At 45.3% G+C, this 15,470-nt stretch carries 13 protein-coding genes; 4 read left to right on the top strand and 9 right to left on the bottom strand.

Annotated features, from left to right (window positions below):
* Positions 1-188: 188 nt before the first annotated feature.
* From secF to NDJ01_RS18510, 6 genes are all read right to left on the bottom strand, one after another.
* Positions 189-1,136: a protein translocase subunit SecF gene (secF, locus tag NDJ01_RS18535; RefSeq protein ID WP_005391572.1), complete on the bottom strand. Its 948-nt coding sequence runs from the start codon at positions 1,134-1,136 to the stop codon at positions 189-191.
* A 14-nt stretch (positions 1,137-1,150) separates the two neighbouring features.
* Entirely contained in the window at positions 1,151-3,007 is a 1,857-nt protein-coding gene (gene secD / locus NDJ01_RS18530; RefSeq protein WP_006741889.1) for a protein translocase subunit SecD, read from the bottom strand.
* Between the two features lie 21 nt (positions 3,008-3,028).
* On the bottom strand, positions 3,029-3,358 hold the full coding sequence (gene yajC, locus NDJ01_RS18525; protein WP_005381725.1) for a preprotein translocase subunit YajC: 330 nt from the start codon (positions 3,356-3,358) through the stop codon (positions 3,029-3,031).
* Positions 3,359-3,524: 166 nt separating this feature from the next.
* Positions 3,525-4,673 carry a tRNA guanosine(34) transglycosylase Tgt gene (tgt, locus tag NDJ01_RS18520; protein ID WP_005391577.1) on the bottom strand — a complete coding sequence of 383 codons (1,149 nt, stop codon included), beginning with the start codon at positions 4,671-4,673 and terminating at the stop codon, positions 3,525-3,527.
* Positions 4,674-4,823: 150 nt separating this feature from the next.
* Entirely contained in the window at positions 4,824-5,876 is a 1,053-nt protein-coding gene (gene queA, locus NDJ01_RS18515; RefSeq protein ID WP_046874341.1) for a tRNA preQ1(34) S-adenosylmethionine ribosyltransferase-isomerase QueA, read from the bottom strand.
* Between the two features lie 270 nt (positions 5,877-6,146).
* The gene (locus NDJ01_RS18510; protein WP_258587118.1) at positions 6,147-7,313 is read right to left on the bottom strand and encodes a trypsin-like serine protease; all 1,167 of its coding nucleotides are present in this window, start codon (positions 7,311-7,313) and stop codon (positions 6,147-6,149) included.
* A gap of 323 nt (positions 7,314-7,636) precedes the next feature.
* On the opposite strand from NDJ01_RS18510, the gene NDJ01_RS18505 reads away from it, so the two are divergent.
* Positions 7,637-8,086, top strand: coding sequence for a CBS domain-containing protein (locus NDJ01_RS18505; protein ID WP_005391583.1), 450 nt, complete (start codon positions 7,637-7,639; stop codon positions 8,084-8,086).
* A gap of 124 nt (positions 8,087-8,210) precedes the next feature.
* Here the strand turns inward: NDJ01_RS18505 and aceA are convergent, their stop codons facing one another.
* The 3 genes from aceA to NDJ01_RS18490 all read right to left on the bottom strand — a co-directional run bounded on the left by aceA (position 8,211) and on the right by NDJ01_RS18490 (position 12,785).
* Positions 8,211-9,524 (bottom strand): isocitrate lyase, encoded by a 1,314-nt coding sequence (gene aceA, locus NDJ01_RS18500; RefSeq protein ID WP_005391585.1) that lies wholly within the window; start codon positions 9,522-9,524, stop codon positions 8,211-8,213.
* Between the two features lie 120 nt (positions 9,525-9,644).
* Positions 9,645-11,273, bottom strand: a complete 1,629-nt coding sequence (gene aceB / locus NDJ01_RS18495; protein WP_074190941.1) for a malate synthase A — start codon at positions 11,271-11,273, stop codon at positions 9,645-9,647.
* A gap of 606 nt (positions 11,274-11,879) precedes the next feature.
* The gene (locus NDJ01_RS18490; protein WP_005383681.1) at positions 11,880-12,785 is read right to left on the bottom strand and encodes a hydrogen peroxide-inducible genes activator; all 906 of its coding nucleotides are present in this window, start codon (positions 12,783-12,785) and stop codon (positions 11,880-11,882) included.
* A 199-nt stretch (positions 12,786-12,984) separates the two neighbouring features.
* Between NDJ01_RS18490 and NDJ01_RS18485 the strand changes: the two genes are divergently transcribed.
* The 3 genes from NDJ01_RS18485 to ppk2 all read left to right on the top strand — a co-directional run bounded on the left by NDJ01_RS18485 (position 12,985) and on the right by ppk2 (position 15,470).
* Positions 12,985-13,596: a peroxiredoxin C gene (locus tag NDJ01_RS18485; protein ID WP_005381738.1), complete on the top strand. Its 612-nt coding sequence runs from the start codon at positions 12,985-12,987 to the stop codon at positions 13,594-13,596.
* 283 nt (positions 13,597-13,879) lie between these two features.
* Positions 13,880-14,623 (top strand): copper homeostasis protein CutC, encoded by a 744-nt coding sequence (locus tag NDJ01_RS18480; RefSeq protein WP_101911810.1) that lies wholly within the window; start codon positions 13,880-13,882, stop codon positions 14,621-14,623.
* Between the two features lie 70 nt (positions 14,624-14,693).
* Positions 14,694-15,470, top strand: a complete 777-nt coding sequence (gene ppk2 / locus NDJ01_RS18475) for a polyphosphate kinase 2 (protein WP_047010197.1) — start codon at positions 14,694-14,696, stop codon at positions 15,468-15,470.

Raw genomic sequence — 15,470 nt, 5'->3', positions numbered from 1 at the left:
CCGTCACGCTGATGACTTTAGAAAGCCCCGCTCAATGAGCGGGGCTTTCTTGTATCTACTGAACCGTATCTACTTAGCGGCAATGTAAGGCTCTCCATACCGTGAGGTTCTGCAAGCACAAAACTCGATTCAGATACAAAAAAACCGCTGATTGCTCAGCGGTTTTTGTTTTCGACTCTCAACCTGCCTTATGGCATTTCGTCGAACTCTGCGCCTTCTTTTTCTACTTGAGGTGGCATCAAGTGCTCTTTCTGGATGCCCAGTTTTAGCGCTAGTGCTGATGCTACGTAGATAGAAGAGTAAGTACCTACAGTGATACCAAGTAGAAGTGCGGTTGCGAAGCCGTGAATCATCGCACCACCCTGCATGAACAGTGCAATTACCACGAACAATGTTGTACCCGAGGTAATCAACGTACGGCTCAACGTTTGGGTGATTGAAGCGTCCATGATATCGGCTGGCTCACCTTTACGCATCTTACGGAAGTTTTCACGGATACGGTCAAACACAACGATGGTATCGTTGAGCGAGTAACCGACTACCGTTAATAATGCCGCGACGATGGTTAGGTCAACTTCTATTTGTAGGAATGAGAAAACACCTAACGTGATAATGATATCGTGAGCCAATGCCATAACCGCACCAGCCGCTAGACGCCATTCAAATCGCATCGAGACATAAAGCAGGATACAGATCAGCGACACGAGGATCGCTAGACCGCCAGCTTCTGTTAGCTCATCACCAACGTTAGGACCTACGAATTCAATACGACGCATTTCTACGCTTTCGCCAGTACCATCTTTGATAGCACCAATGATTTGGTTGCCCAGCGTTTCACCAGAAACGTCATCACGTGGACGAAGACGAACCATTACTTCACGAGCACTACCGAAGTTTTGTACTGTCGCATCACCAAAACCTTTCGCATCTAAAGCGGTTCGGATTTTTTCAAGGTTCGCAGGTTTTTCAAAGCCAACTTCAATTAGCGTACCGCCAGTGAAGTCTAGGCCCCAATTTAGCCACTTAGTTGACAAAGTGAAGATAGAAGCCGCAATCATAAAGATTGAAAAAACGAATGCTACTTTCGACCAACGCATAAAGCCGATCGTCTTCTCTGCTTTTAGAATTTGAAACATATTAATTCCCAGCCTTAGATCGACAATTTATCAACGCGTTTGCCACCGTAAATCAGGTTCACGATACAACGTGTACCAATAATGGCGGTGAACATTGAAGTTAAGATACCGATAGATAGAGTAACCGCGAAACCTTTCACTGCACCAGTACCGACTGCAAATAGGATAATTGCAGTAATCAGTGTCGTGATGTTCGCATCGGCAATCGTACTGAATGCATTCGCGTAACCTTGGTGAATAGCTTGTTGTGGACTACGCCCATCACGAAGCTCTTCACGGATACGCTCGAAGATCAGTACGTTCGCATCAACCGCCATACCGACCGTTAACACGATACCGGCAATCCCCGGAAGCGTCATGGTAGCGCCTGGAATCATCGACATAACACCAATGATCAACACTAAGTTAGCCATTAGAGCGATGTTGGCAATCAAGCCAAAGCCACGATAGTAAAGCAGCGTAAACAGCATTACGGCAACCATACCCCAGATACACGCTTGGATACCCATATCGATGTTTTGCTGGCCCATTGATGGACCAATAGTACGCTCTTCAACGATAGAGATAGGTGCGATCAGTGCACCAGCACGTAATAGAAGTGCAAGGTTGTGCGCTTCAGCTGCGGAGTCTATACCCGTGATACGGAAGTTACGTCCAAGAGCCGATTGAATCGTCGCTTGGTTGATGACTTCTTCATGCTTATCTAGGATGACTTTGCCTTCAGGCGTACGACGACCACTGTCTTTGTACTCAGCAAACACGGTAGCCATTAGCTTACCGATGTTCTTCTTAGAGAACGCTGACATCTTGTTACCACCTTCGCTGTCTAGCGAGATGTTAACTTGTGGACGACCGTATTCATCGACACTTGAGCTTGCATCCGTAATGCTTTGACCACCAAGAATAACACGCTTCTTAAGCACAACCGGACGACCGTCTCGGTCCATTTTGATTTCACTGCCTGCTGGCGCACGACCATTTGCCGCCGCTGATAGGTCAGCTTTATCGTCAACTTCACGGAATTCTAGCGTTGCAGTCGCACCTAGAATCTCTTTTGCACGAGCAGTATCTTGAACACCAGGAAGCTCAACAACAATTCGACTTGCACCTTGACGTTGAACGAGAGGCTCTGCAACACCTAGCTCGTTTACACGGTTACGTAAAATCGTAATGTTTTGCTCAACAGCGTAGTTACGGATCTCTTGTAAACGTTGCTCGGTAAAGGTCGCAGTAAGAGCGTAACGGCCATTTGAATCAGATTCGACAAAGAGCATGTCCGGGTGATTCTTTTCTAGCATTGCTTTCGCTTCTGCTAATTGCTCTTCGTTACGTAGCAGAACCTCTACCGCTTCTTTGCCAGAAGGGCGGATAGCACGATAACGAATTTTTGCCTCACGAAGTTCGCTACGGAAAGCTTCTTCTTGCTGACCAACGAGCTTTTCCATCGCAGCGTCCATGTCTACTTCCATTAAGAAGTGGACACCACCACGAAGGTCAAGACCCAGCTTTAATGGTGACGCGCCAATCGCTTCTAGCCAATCGGGTGTAGAAGGAGCAAGGTTAAGTGCAACAATTGTGTCTTTGCCAAGCGCTTCGCTGATGACATCACGAGCACTGATTTGCGTGTCAGTGTCGTTAAAACGAACAAGAATTGATCCATTCTCGAGAGCAATGGATTTATGAGAGAGTTGCTCTTTATCAAGAGCAGTAGTGACAGCATCCAGCGTTGACATATCTACAGAGGCGCCACGCGCCCCTGTAACTTGAATAGCCGGATCTTCACCGTAGATATTTGGAAGTGCGTATAACGCAGCGGTGATGATGGCAAAAAATACCATCAAGTACTTCCATAATGGATAACGGTTTAGCACAGCGAGGATCCTTTAGCTGTTTTATAGAGACTTAAGCGTACCTTTTGGCAACACTGCAGTGATGAAGTCTTTCTTGATTACCACTTCATTGTTCGCGTTAAGCTCGATTGAAATGTAGTCATTGTCTTCAGCAATCTTAGTGATTTTACCCACTAGGCCACCGCTAGTTAGAACTTCGTCGCCTTTGCCCATAGAAGCCATTAGGTTCTTGTGCTCTTTTACACGTTTCGCTTGTGGGCGGTAAATCATGAAGTAAAAGATCACTGCGAACATGCCAAGCATGATTAGCATTTCAAAACCACCGCCTGCTGGCGCGCCTTCTGCTGCTGCGTGAGCCTGAGAAATAAACATTAAAACATCCTCATTATATTTTATTGATAATCCAACAAGTTGGGCTTTCGCATTTTAGATTCAAGTCTGAGAGTAACTAATAGCGATCACTCTCTCAAAAATAACGTGCGTTAGCCTACTTTATTAGCAAAAGCCTCTGGCGACATGCCAAAGGCTTTAATTCTTTTTAGTCCGTCAATGACTGTTCTTTTGCTAGTGGTGGCACTTCACGGCCACGACGCTCATAGAACTCGGTAACAAACTCATCAAAACGATCTTCATCAATCGCTTTACGAATACTTTCCATCAGACGCTGGTAGTAGCGTAGGTTGTGGATCGTATTCAGACGAGCACCCAGAATTTCATTACAACGCTCTAAGTGATGAAGGTACGATTTACTGTAGTTTTGACAAGTGTAACAGTCACAGTGCGGATCCAACGGGGTTGTATCCGTTTTATGTTTCGCATTACGGATCTTGATCACACCACCAGTCACAAACAGGTGACCATTACGCGCGTTACGCGTTGGCATTACACAGTCAAACATGTCGATACCACGGCGAACACCTTCAACCAAGTCTTCTGGTTTACCCACGCCCATTAGGTAGCGAGGCTTGTCTTCTGGAAGCTGCGGACAAGTGTGCTCAAGAATACGGTGCATATCTTCTTTAGGCTCGCCTACTGCCAAGCCACCAACCGCGTAACCGTCAAAACCGATTTCCGTTAGACCTTTTACCGACACATCACGTAGATCTTCGTAAACACCACCTTGAACAATACCAAACAGGTTGTTCGGGTTTTCTAGCTTCTCGAAGTGATCACGTGAGCGCTGTGCCCAACGTAGCGACATTTCCATCGATTTCTTCGCTTCATCGTGTGTCGCTGGGTATGGCGTACACTCGTCAAAAATCATGACGATGTCAGAACCTAGGTCTTTTTGAATTTCCATCGACTTTTCTGCGTCCATGAAAATCTTGTCACCATTAACTGGGTTACGGAAGTGCACACCCTCTTCGGTAATAGTACGCATCTTGCCAAGGCTGAATACTTGGAAGCCGCCTGAATCAGTAAGAATAGGACCGTGCCAGTTCATAAAATCATGCAAGTCGCCGTGCATTTTCATGACTTCTTGACCAGGACGCAGCCAAAGGTGGAACGTGTTACCTAGTAGGATTTCTGCGCCCGTACCTTTCACTTCTTCTGGCGTCATGCCTTTAACCGTACCGTAAGTACCAACTGGCATAAACGCTGGGGTTTGAACAGTGCCACGTTCGAAAGTCAGTTGACCACGACGCGCATTGCCGTTTTTCTTCTTAAGATCGAATTTTAATTTCACGATGCCTCCGGGTGTCAGAGAAACAGTCTGACTGAGTGTTTAGGGCTCTACCCTACTTTAAGGAGCGGTCGCTTTTCCTTGCGAGAGATAAAGCAGAGGTTCTGCTCTATTTCCTAGCTTACTGCTAGCACTCGTAAATCTTATTTTTTACTAAATCGTTTTCTTCTTGATGAACATTGAATCACCATATGAGAAAAAGCGATATTTGTTTTCTACCGCATGCTTGTAAGCATTCATGGTGTTCTCATAACCTGCAAATGCACTCACCAACATGATCAGTGTGGATTCTGGCAGGTGGAAATTGGTAATCAAGCAATCCACAAGCTGATATTCGTAGCCAGGGAAAATAAAGATTTCTGTATCACCAAAGAATGGGACCAACTCAGTCCCTTTTTTCAATGCGTCTTGCGCTGCGCTTTCAAGTGAGCGTACCGATGTAGTACCAACAGCAATAATTCGTCCACCTCGCGCTTTCGTCGCTTTAATTGCTTCGACGACTTCTTGCGGTACTTCTACGTACTCAGCGTGCATATGGTGATCGTTGATGTTTTCTACTTTTACTGGCTGGAATGTACCGGCACCAACGTGCAAAGTGACGTAAGCAAACTCTGCGCCTTTCGCTTTGATTTTCTCTAGTAGAACATCATCAAAATGAAGACCCGCTGTCGGCGCCGCTACTGCGCCTGGCTTCTGGTTATATACGGTTTGGTAACGCTCTTTATCTGCATCTTCATCTGGGCGGTCAATGTACGGAGGAAGTGGCATGTGGCCGATTTCTTCCAAAATTTCTAATACCGTCTTATCAGCGTTAAATTTCAGTTCAAATAGAGCGTCATGACGCGCCACCATTTCTGCTGAGTATTCATCATTCTCGCCAACAATGATGGTTGTACCTGGTTTTGGAGATTTAGAGCAGCGAACGTGCGCGAGGATGCTTTTCTCGTCAAGCATGCGCTCCACCAGCACCTCTAGCTTACCACCCGACTCTTTACGACCAAAAAGACGAGCAGGTATAACACGAGTATTATTAAACACCACGAGATCACCGGGTTGAACTTGGCCCAATACATCAGTAAATGTGCCATCAATTAGCTCTCCGGTATTGCCGTCCATTTGTAATAGTCGGCTAGCGGTACGCTCTGGCTGAGGGTAACGAGCGATAAGTTCATCTGGAAGGTCGAAATGGAAATCTGATACTTGCATGTTACTTGTCTTATATATTGGTCAAATCACGTCTAGGACGACGATAAAATTGCGACGAGTTTTTCGCAGCAGACTAGTATATGTTTACATGCTGCAATAGCAAGCAAATCCCCAGAATATCACTGTAAAAGCCATGATGAAGAATGTAATAAAACGTGAAAAACCGCGATCACTTGGCATTATTTTTCAGTTTAAGCCAACAGAAATGGAACATTAAAAAGCAAAGCAGCGCATAACGCTGCTTACTCGTTTGGTATTCAAATCGCCCTATCAAACCTCACGCCTTCGCCACCACGCCAAGGGTACGAATAGACCCAATAGCCACAGACCCAGACTGCCACCATCATCATCTGACCCTTTGAAATCACAGTTATTGGTTGCAATACCGTCGTGACACTCTTTATCTCCGCCGACTTCGTTATTAGCCTCTTTAATAAAGTTCGGTGCAATGATGTAGCTACTTGGTGGCGCATCGGCAGTAATGTAAGACTGTACCCAGTCGTAATATTGGCTCACCTTGGTGTAGAAACTTGGAATAGTCAAAGAGCCACAAGTCGGAAGAATGAGAGGTCCACCGCTAACAATACCAATCTGTTTGCCCGTTGCCACATCGACCAGCGGCCCCCCACTGTCACCTTTACATGCAGAGTTACCATATTGGGTGTGGCTATCCGGCTCTAATACTCGGTTTTTCGTTGGTAGCGTACAGATTTTGGTTTGGTTTTCTCTTGAGTCGATAATCCCCGGAAAACTGCTGCCAATTTCTAAACGCTCATAACATTTGTCGATGGGTAAAAATGTACTAATGGTGGTTTTGAGCGTATTGGAAGGTTCAGAAGCATCCGGCTGAGTGGTCCCCCACCCAAACACTTGCACATTTTCGACACGTTGATTGGTCAAGTAATTATCGTTCCAATCCGCTGCCAACCGCGCTTCGATACTCTCCATGTCGGCTTTGTTTGCTAAATCAGCAAAGCTCGCGTTTGCCACTGGGCGCGTGAGATACAGCAACGCGATGTCTGAGTCTAAACCGGTTTGGGTAGGTTTCACGTTGCCATTACTGTCGGTCTCAGCTTTTGAAATCCGCGTGTAATCAGGGTGAACCACAACGTGAGACACTGGATAGAAGTTATCAAGCCCTGCTGAATTAAGTTCATGCACATTCGCATTCACCGACAACTCGCCCGGCGGGGTCACATAGTAGCTTGCTTCGTTCGCTCCCTGCCCCATGACCACGCAGTGTGCCGCAGTCAACACCCACTGCTCCGTCAGCATGGTGCCGCCACACAGTGGGAACTCTGCCATATTACTTGCTCGTAAAGTAACGCGGTCAACAGAGTCGGTTAGTTCATCTCCTAACACAATCGCCTGTGCTGATTGCACACTGAATGCCGCCACTGCCAGCGCAATGAGTTTGTTACACGTTGTTCTTTTCATTTAGGTTGCTGTCTTCAATTTGGTAAGCCTGAGCGTATCTTCTTCGAGAGACGAATCTTGGAAAATCCAACGAATAAAAATGTGCGATTCAATTCATTGGATTACCTTGGGTACACATTCAATATCAATCAAAAATGCCAACTGACTCGCACGCAAACCGACTTATTCAAATTAATAAAAACGTCGATAAGACACAGATTACGCAGACAAAAAGAAGCGCAAGTGTATTGTGCTATTTAATTGATGAAAAACGAGTTAGCTCCCAGATATACAGGAAAATATTCTCTATATTTAAGAGAAGGACAATGCCGCTGGAGGTCTCTATGATCAAGGTTGAAGACATGATGACTCGTAATCCTCATACCTTACTGCGCACGCACACCTTGCGTGATGCAAAAAGCATGATGGATGCGCTTGATATTCGACATATTCCGGTTGTTGATGCCAATAACCACTTACAAGGCTTGGTGACTCAACGCGACATTCTTGCTGCTCAAGAATCGAGCTTGCACCCAGATGAGGCTGAACAATCTTTTACTCTAGATACACCGCTCTACGAAATGATGCACACTAACATCATGACTGCCGAACCCATCGCGGGGCTTAAAGAGAGCGCTATCTACATGCAAAAGCACAAAGTTGGCTGTTTACCTGTTGTCACCAAGGGTCGATTGGTAGGCATCATTACTGACAGTGACTTTGTGACCATTGCGATTAACTTATTGGAACTGCAAGAAGAAGTGGAACCCGAAGAAATCGAGCCAGAAGAATAATACGCAAACGCGTTATCTTGGGTGTAAATTTCGTTTCTTAAACGTTTTAAACGAAAAAAGAGCGGCAGGGTTGCCGCTCAAAATGCCATTACTGACGCTGATTAAGGAAGTGTTTCTCTGCCAATTAGAATTGGTCTTCTTCGGTCGAACCGGTCAATGCGGTCACTGAAGAGTTACCACCTTGGATAGTATTGGTCATTCTATCGAAGTAACCTGTACCTACTTCTTGTTGGTGTGCAACAAATGTATAGCCTTTTTCTGCCGCCTGGAATTCAGGACGCTGAACTTTCTCAACATAATGACGCATACCTTCACCTTGAGCATAAGCGTGCGCCAGTTCGAACATGTTGAACCACATGTTGTGAATACCTGCTAGCGTGATGAATTGATACTTGTAGCCCATGTCTGCCAGCTCTTGTTGGAACTTAGCAATGGTTTCTGCATCTAGGTTCTTCTCCCAGTTGAAGGACGGCGAACAGTTGTATGCCAACAGTTGATCTGGGTATTCAGCGTGAATCGCTTCTGCAAACTTACGTGCCTCTTCCAAACATGGCGTCGCTGTTTCACACCAGATCAAATCTGCATACGGTGCGTAAGCTAGGCCACGAGAGATGGCTTGGTCAATACCAGCACGAACGCGGTAGAAACCTTCTTGAGTACGCTCACCTTCAATAAAGTCTTTATCGTATGGGTCGCAATCTGAAGTAATGAGATCTGCCGCATTCGCATCAGTACGAGCAATAACCAAGGTTGTTGTACCCGCCACATCAGCAGCCAAACGAGCAGCAACCAGTTTTTGGACCGCTTCTTGCGTTGGAACTAATACCTTGCCGCCCATGTGGCCACACTTTTTCACCGATGCTAGCTGGTCTTCAAAGTGAACGCCCGCTGCGCCTGCCTCGATCATAGACTTCATGAGCTCGTAAGCGTTAAGCACACCACCAAAGCCCGCTTCAGCATCCGCTACGATTGGTAGGAAGTAGTCAATACCACCTTCATCTTCAGGCGATTTACCTGCTGACCATTGGATTTGGTCTGCACGACGGAACGAGTTATTGATGCGCTTTACTACTGACGGTACAGAATCGACTGGGTATAGAGACTGGTCAGGGTACATCGTTGAAGCGGTGTTGTTGTCCGCTGCTACCTGCCAACCAGATAGGTAAATCGCTTCAATACCAGCTTTAGCTTGTTGAACAGCTTGGCCGCCAGTTAACGCACCAAGACAGTTTACGTAACCTTTTTTCGCACTACCGTTGACCAGTGACCAAAGTTTGTCTGCACCACGTTGTGCAATTGTGTTAGCTGGTACCATAGAGCCACGCAGTTCCACCACTTCCTCAGCAGTGTATGTACGCTTTACATTTTTCCAGCGCGGGTTAGTTGCCCAGTCTTTTTCCAGAGCTTCAATTTGTTGGCGGCGAGTTAAGTTAGTCATTGGTCTATCCCTCTTTATAATTTGCACTTTATGCGTGTGCGTTGAGTTTCCGTTCTCAGGCAGTACTTCCCTATCTGCCTTGAAAATCCTTCACGTTATTGGTGTTACAGTTATTCTTTATTAATCCAGGTAGTCATAACCAGGAACTGTTAAAAAGTTGGTCAGCTCATCGCTCGTAGTGAGCCTTGCCATCAAGTCTGCCGCTTCTTCAAATCGACCCGCTTGGTAGCGCTGCTCGCCAATTTCTTGTTTCACTACTTCAATCTCTTCTTTTAGATAGAGCTCGAACAGATCCTTAGTGACCTTCAATCCGTTATCTAGCGACTTGCCGTGTTGAATCCATTGCCAGATAGAAGCGCGAGAGATTTCAGCTGTCGCCGCATCTTCCATCAAGCCATAAATCGGTACACAACCATTACCAGAAATCCAAGCTTCGATGTATTGCAGCGCAACACGAATATTGTGGCGCATTCCGGCTTCTGTACGCTCGCCTTCACAAGGCTCGAGTAGTTCAGCCGCTGTAATAGGTGCATCCTCTGAACGACTCACATCCAATTGATTGGTGCGCTCGCCCAGTACAGCACTAAAAACTTCCATCGCGGTGTCAGCCAAACCTGGATGAGCTACCCAAGTACCGTCATGACCGTTGTTTGCTTCTAGCGATTTGTCAGTCTGGATCTTGTCTAATACTTTTTGATTCTCTTGCGGGTCTTTCGCTGGGATAAAGGCGGCCATTCCTCCCATCGCGAAAGCACCTCGTTTATGACAAGTACGCACCAATAATCGCGAGTAAGCATTCAAGAATGGCTTGTCCATAGTGACCACTTGGCGATCTGGCAGTACGCGTTCAGGGTGCTTCTTCAAGGTTTTGATGTAGCTAAAGATGTAATCCCAGCGACCACAGTTCAAACCAACGATGTGTTCTTTTAGTGAGAACAGAATCTCATCCATTTCGAATACGGCTGGTAAGGTTTCAATCAGCACAGTCGCTTTGATGGTGCCTGTATCAAGACCGAAATAGTCTTCCGTGAAATGGAACACTTCGCTCCACCACTTCGCTTCGTGATGCGATTGCAGTTTTGGAATGTAGAAATAAGGGCCGCTGCCTTTTTGAAGTAACGCTTTGTAGTTGTTATAGAAGTACAGAGCGAAATCGAATAGCGCACCTGGAATGATCTGACCGTGCCACGTAACGTGTTTTTCTTTTAAATGAAGGCCGCGAACACGGCAGATCAACACCGCTGGGTCATCTTCCAGCTGATAATGCTTGCCATTGCCAGGGTTGGTGTAACTGATGGTTCCATTCACGGCATCGCGTAAATTCACTTGCCCATCCAGCACTTTACTCCATGCTGGAGACATTGAATCTTCGAAGTCTGCCATGAACACTTTTACATTCGCATTCAGTGCGTTAATCACCATCTTGCGATCAGTTGGTCCGGTAATCTCCACACGGCGATCTTGCAGATCTTGTGGGATTCCCTGGATCTTCCAGCTTCCTTCACGGATGTCTTGTGTCTCTGGTAAAAAGTCTGGCAGCTCACCTGCATCGATACGCGCTTGCTTCTCTTCTCGTGCTTCCATCAACTGCTCAACACGTCCAGCAAATTTTTCACACAGTAGAGATAAAAAGGTTTGGGCTTCAACAGGGAAAATTGCTTGATGTTCTGGAGCAACGACTCCATTCACCTCAAGCATGCCTTGGGTTTGCTTTAGTTGTTGTGTTTTTTGTTCTGTCTGAGCAAGCATAATCATTCATCCTTAACGTGCTTTATCCATCTTGGGCAGTCAGCGTAAAGCTACATTTGTAAGTTATGAACAACAAATTACATCCTTTAACTTTGTGTTCAACTCGTCTAGCTATGTCGATAGATTGCGTAATGTTATGTGTATTTTCAATCTAGACATAAGTCTTATCGGCCTTTAAATAAGCTATCTCAACAAAGGGTTTAACGAAACCCCCAAGATAAACAAAACAGAAAATTCGAAGTTTTATTCGGCAGGGTAAAAACCGCCTATCGAACACCTATTTTTGTAAGTTATTACGTAATTAAATTACATTAATTTTAAGATCGATTTATCATTTCAAACGAGTGTATGAATATAGACTGGTAAACAAACGCCTTGTATTCACAAGGGCTGGCAAGGTGGATTCAAACAAGGGTCAAACAAGACATACTAGGTTTTGTGTAAAATTAACATTGTGAAATTTCACTATTTTATGAAAGCTTCATCAAAGAAGAGCTGTAAAATTTTACAAGTCAAAGTTCACCAACAGAATAAAATACTAGAAAGCGCACTGTTTTCAGTGCGCTTTTAGATAAATAATGGAGATGTAGAGGCTAATACTAATAGCTAAAGCAGTTCGGAAACGACTTCTGCAAGCTGATTAAATGTTTTCGTTCTTGATGAACTCGGACGCCAAACTAAGCCAATTTCACGATAGGCTTGCTTTCCTGGGGGATCGATCACGACTAAATTCTGGTTATGCAGCAGGCCGTGGTCGATAGCCATTTGAGGAATGAACGTTGTTCCCAAACCATTCGCAACCATTTGCACCAAAGTATGAAGGCTGGTTGCTGTAAACGGATTAATTTTTTCTTTATCTGTTAATTTACACGCAGATACCGCGTGTTCCGTTAAACAATGCTCTTTCTCTAATAAAAAGACGGATTCGTCAGGTAAATCTGCGTAACGAATCGGCACAGGCACCGATTGGGCTTGATTCGCACTAATAACCATTCGAAACGGATCCTTACCCACCACTCGACTTTCCATACCGTCAATTTCAACTGGCAACGCTAAAATGAGTACATCCAACTCACCGTGTCTAAGCGCTTGAAGTAAGTTTGTTGTCGTGTCTTCTCTTAATAAAAGATTCAGTTGTGGGAAACGATAGTTAACCTCTTGCACCAAATCACACAGTAAAAACGGAGCAATTGTTGGTATGCATCCCACTTTTAGCTGGCCTTGCATATCGTCGCCTTGGCACATACGTCCAAGCTCGACCAAATCTTGCCCTTTTGCTAACAGCTCTCGCCCCTGCTTTACTACCATTTCTCCTGTTTGGGTAAAAACCAGTGGACTTTTCTTGTCTTTCTTTTCATATAATGGACAACCAATCAATTCCTCTAAGTTTTGAATACCTTTACTTAAAGTCGACTGACTGACAAAACAACGCTCTGCAGCGTCACTAAAATGTCTTGTTTCATGCAGTGTGACTAAGTAGTGCAACTGCTTCAAACTGGGCCATTTATTCATAATTGTATTTGTATCTACCGCCGTTCCAGTGATCGAGTTAAGAGTTTTGCTATTATCGTTTTTTTCGATTAACTCAATCTATTTATTTCGCTTTTTTCAATACTACAATCTGTACTATAGTTTGTCTCGTACAAACACGGACCAAACCGACACAACTGAATTCGGTTTGGAACTAACCATACTTTTTAGGAGCAAAAAAATGGTACTAGTAGGTCGTCAAGCCCCTGATTTTACTGCAGCAGCTGTTCTAGGTAACGGTGAAATCGTTGAAAACTTCAACTTTGCAGAGTTCACTAAAGGTAAGAAAGCAGTAGTATTCTTCTACCCACTAGATTTCACTTTCGTTTGCCCATCTGAGCTAATCGCATTCGACAACCGTCTAGCTGATTTCCAAGCTAAAGGTGTTGAAGTAATCGGTGTTTCTATCGATTCTCAGTTCTCTCACAACGCATGGCGTAACACTGCTATCGAAGATGGCGGTATCGGTCAAGTTAAGTACCCACTAGTTGCTGACGTTAAGCACGAAATCTGTAAAGCTTACGACGTTGAGCACCCAGAAGCAGGCGTTGCTTTCCGTGGTTCTTTCCTAATCGACGAAGAAGGCGTTGTACGTCACCAAGTAGTTAACGACCTACCTCTAGGCCGTAACATCGACGAAATGCTACGCATGGTTGACGCTCTTAACTTCCACCAGAAGCACGGCGAAGTATGTCCTGCACAATGGGAAGAAGGTAAAGCAGGTATGGACGCATCTCCAAAAGGTGTTGCAGCGTTCCTATCTGAGCACGCAGCTGACCTAGGCAAAAAATAATAGACCTTCACCCTAGCTCAACGGGTGTGATGGTTGGATGTATATAAAGCAAAAAGCTAATGCGGAAAACCGCAAACGCCAATCAGTCTAAGTAAAGTCCTATCAAAGCCCAGAGCAAATGCTCTGGGCTTTCTTTTACCTTCAGATAAACCGCCAAAATGAGGTAACGCTGCAGCGTAAACTTTACCTCTATTTCTCATGCCCTCCATACAGATTCTGGTTACTGGCCCTGCTAATATCTTAGCCACAACACTTATTTGTAACGTTAGCAGGATAAATGAACGTGGTTACTCACCTAGAAGTCTGTATCGATAATATTGAATCTCTGCACTACGCCATTGCTGGCGGCGCCACTCGGATTGAACTTTGCTCCTCTTTGGCTTTAGGCGGGCTAACACCCAGTTATGGCTTTATGCAGCAAGCGGCTAAGCTTTCTAGTGTTCCAGTTTATGCCATGATCCGCCCACGCCAAGGTGACTTCTTCTACTGTGAAGAAGAGATCGAAATGATGCGTTGGGATATTGAAGCTGCTCACCAATCGGGCTTGGATGGTGTGGTTTTAGGTGTACTCACTCAAGAGGGGGGTATTCACATGCCCTTTGCAACAGCACTGTGCGAATTCGCACAGGAATTAGGGCTGGGCATAACGTTCCATCGTGCTTTTGATCAATGTAGAAACGCTCAATTAGCATTGGAAGAGGTCATCAGTTTGGGCTGCGAACGCATTCTCACCTCAGGGCTCGCACCTTCTGCGCCAGCAGGCCAGAAAGTACTTAAATCTCTTGTTGAACAAGCCCAAGGACGCATTGCAATCATGGCGGGTGCTGGCGTTAATGCGAGTAACGTACGTGCATTAGTAGAAGACACTCAAGTTCCTGAAATCCATCTGTCAGGCAAAACGACTCGACCTAGTAAAATGAACTTTGTTGCTGAACAAAGCAAAATGGGCGCAACTGATGTCGATGATTTCTTAATCCCCATCACAAGTACACAAGCCATTACCGATGTCGTAGCAGCTCTCAAATAGACCACCGTAACCTCACGCGCATAGCTTTTGAGTGCTAACATATTGTTTATCAAGGCGTGAGGAAAGGTGTATGTCTAAATTGAAGAAAAAGGAATACGAAAAGGAGCTCAAAAACCTTCAAGTTGAGCTCGTAAAACTTCAAGAGTGGGTCAAACACAAAGGGTTAAAAGTGGTGGTTCTGTTTGAAGGCCGTGATGCTGCGGGCAAAGGCGGGGTGATAAAGCGAATTACAGAAAAGCTAAACCCGCGTGTTTGTCGCGTAGTGGCTCTGCCTGCACCGACAGAAAAAGAAAAAACGCAATGGTACTTCCAACGTTACGTCGCTCATTTGCCATCTGCTGGTGAAATCGTTTTATTTGACCGAAGTTGGTATAACCGAGCGGGTGTCGAAAAAGTCATGGGGTTCTGTACTCCAGACGAATACGAGGAGTTTTTACGCTCTTGCCCTGAATTCGAGAGAATGTTGCAACGCTCTGGGATTATTCTGATTAAGTATTGGTTTTCGGTTTCAGACGAAGAGCAGGAAAAACGTTTTCTAGGTCGAATTAATACGCCGATCAAACGTTGGAAATTCAGCCCAATGGATTTGGAGTCACGTCATCGCTGGGTCGAGTATTCTGAGGCAAAAGATAAAATGTTCGCTTACACAGATACGAAGAGCTGTCCTTGGTGGGTCGTGCCCTCTGACTCGAAAAAGAAAGCGCGCTTGAACTGCATCAGTCATTTACTTAGCCAGATTGATTACAAAGCACTTGAGTACTCACCCATCGAATTACCTGAACTCAATAAAGAAGGTTACGTCAGAGCGCCCATTGATGATCAGACCTTCGTTCCTGATAAATATTGA

Origin of the sequence: Vibrio sp. HS-50-1, from assembly GCF_024747315.1 — a bacterium.
Taxonomy (GTDB): domain Bacteria; phylum Pseudomonadota; class Gammaproteobacteria; order Enterobacterales; family Vibrionaceae; genus Vibrio; species Vibrio diabolicus.
The sequence above is the reverse complement of the archived record's forward strand: the minus strand, read 5'-3'. Positions and strand labels throughout refer to the sequence as shown.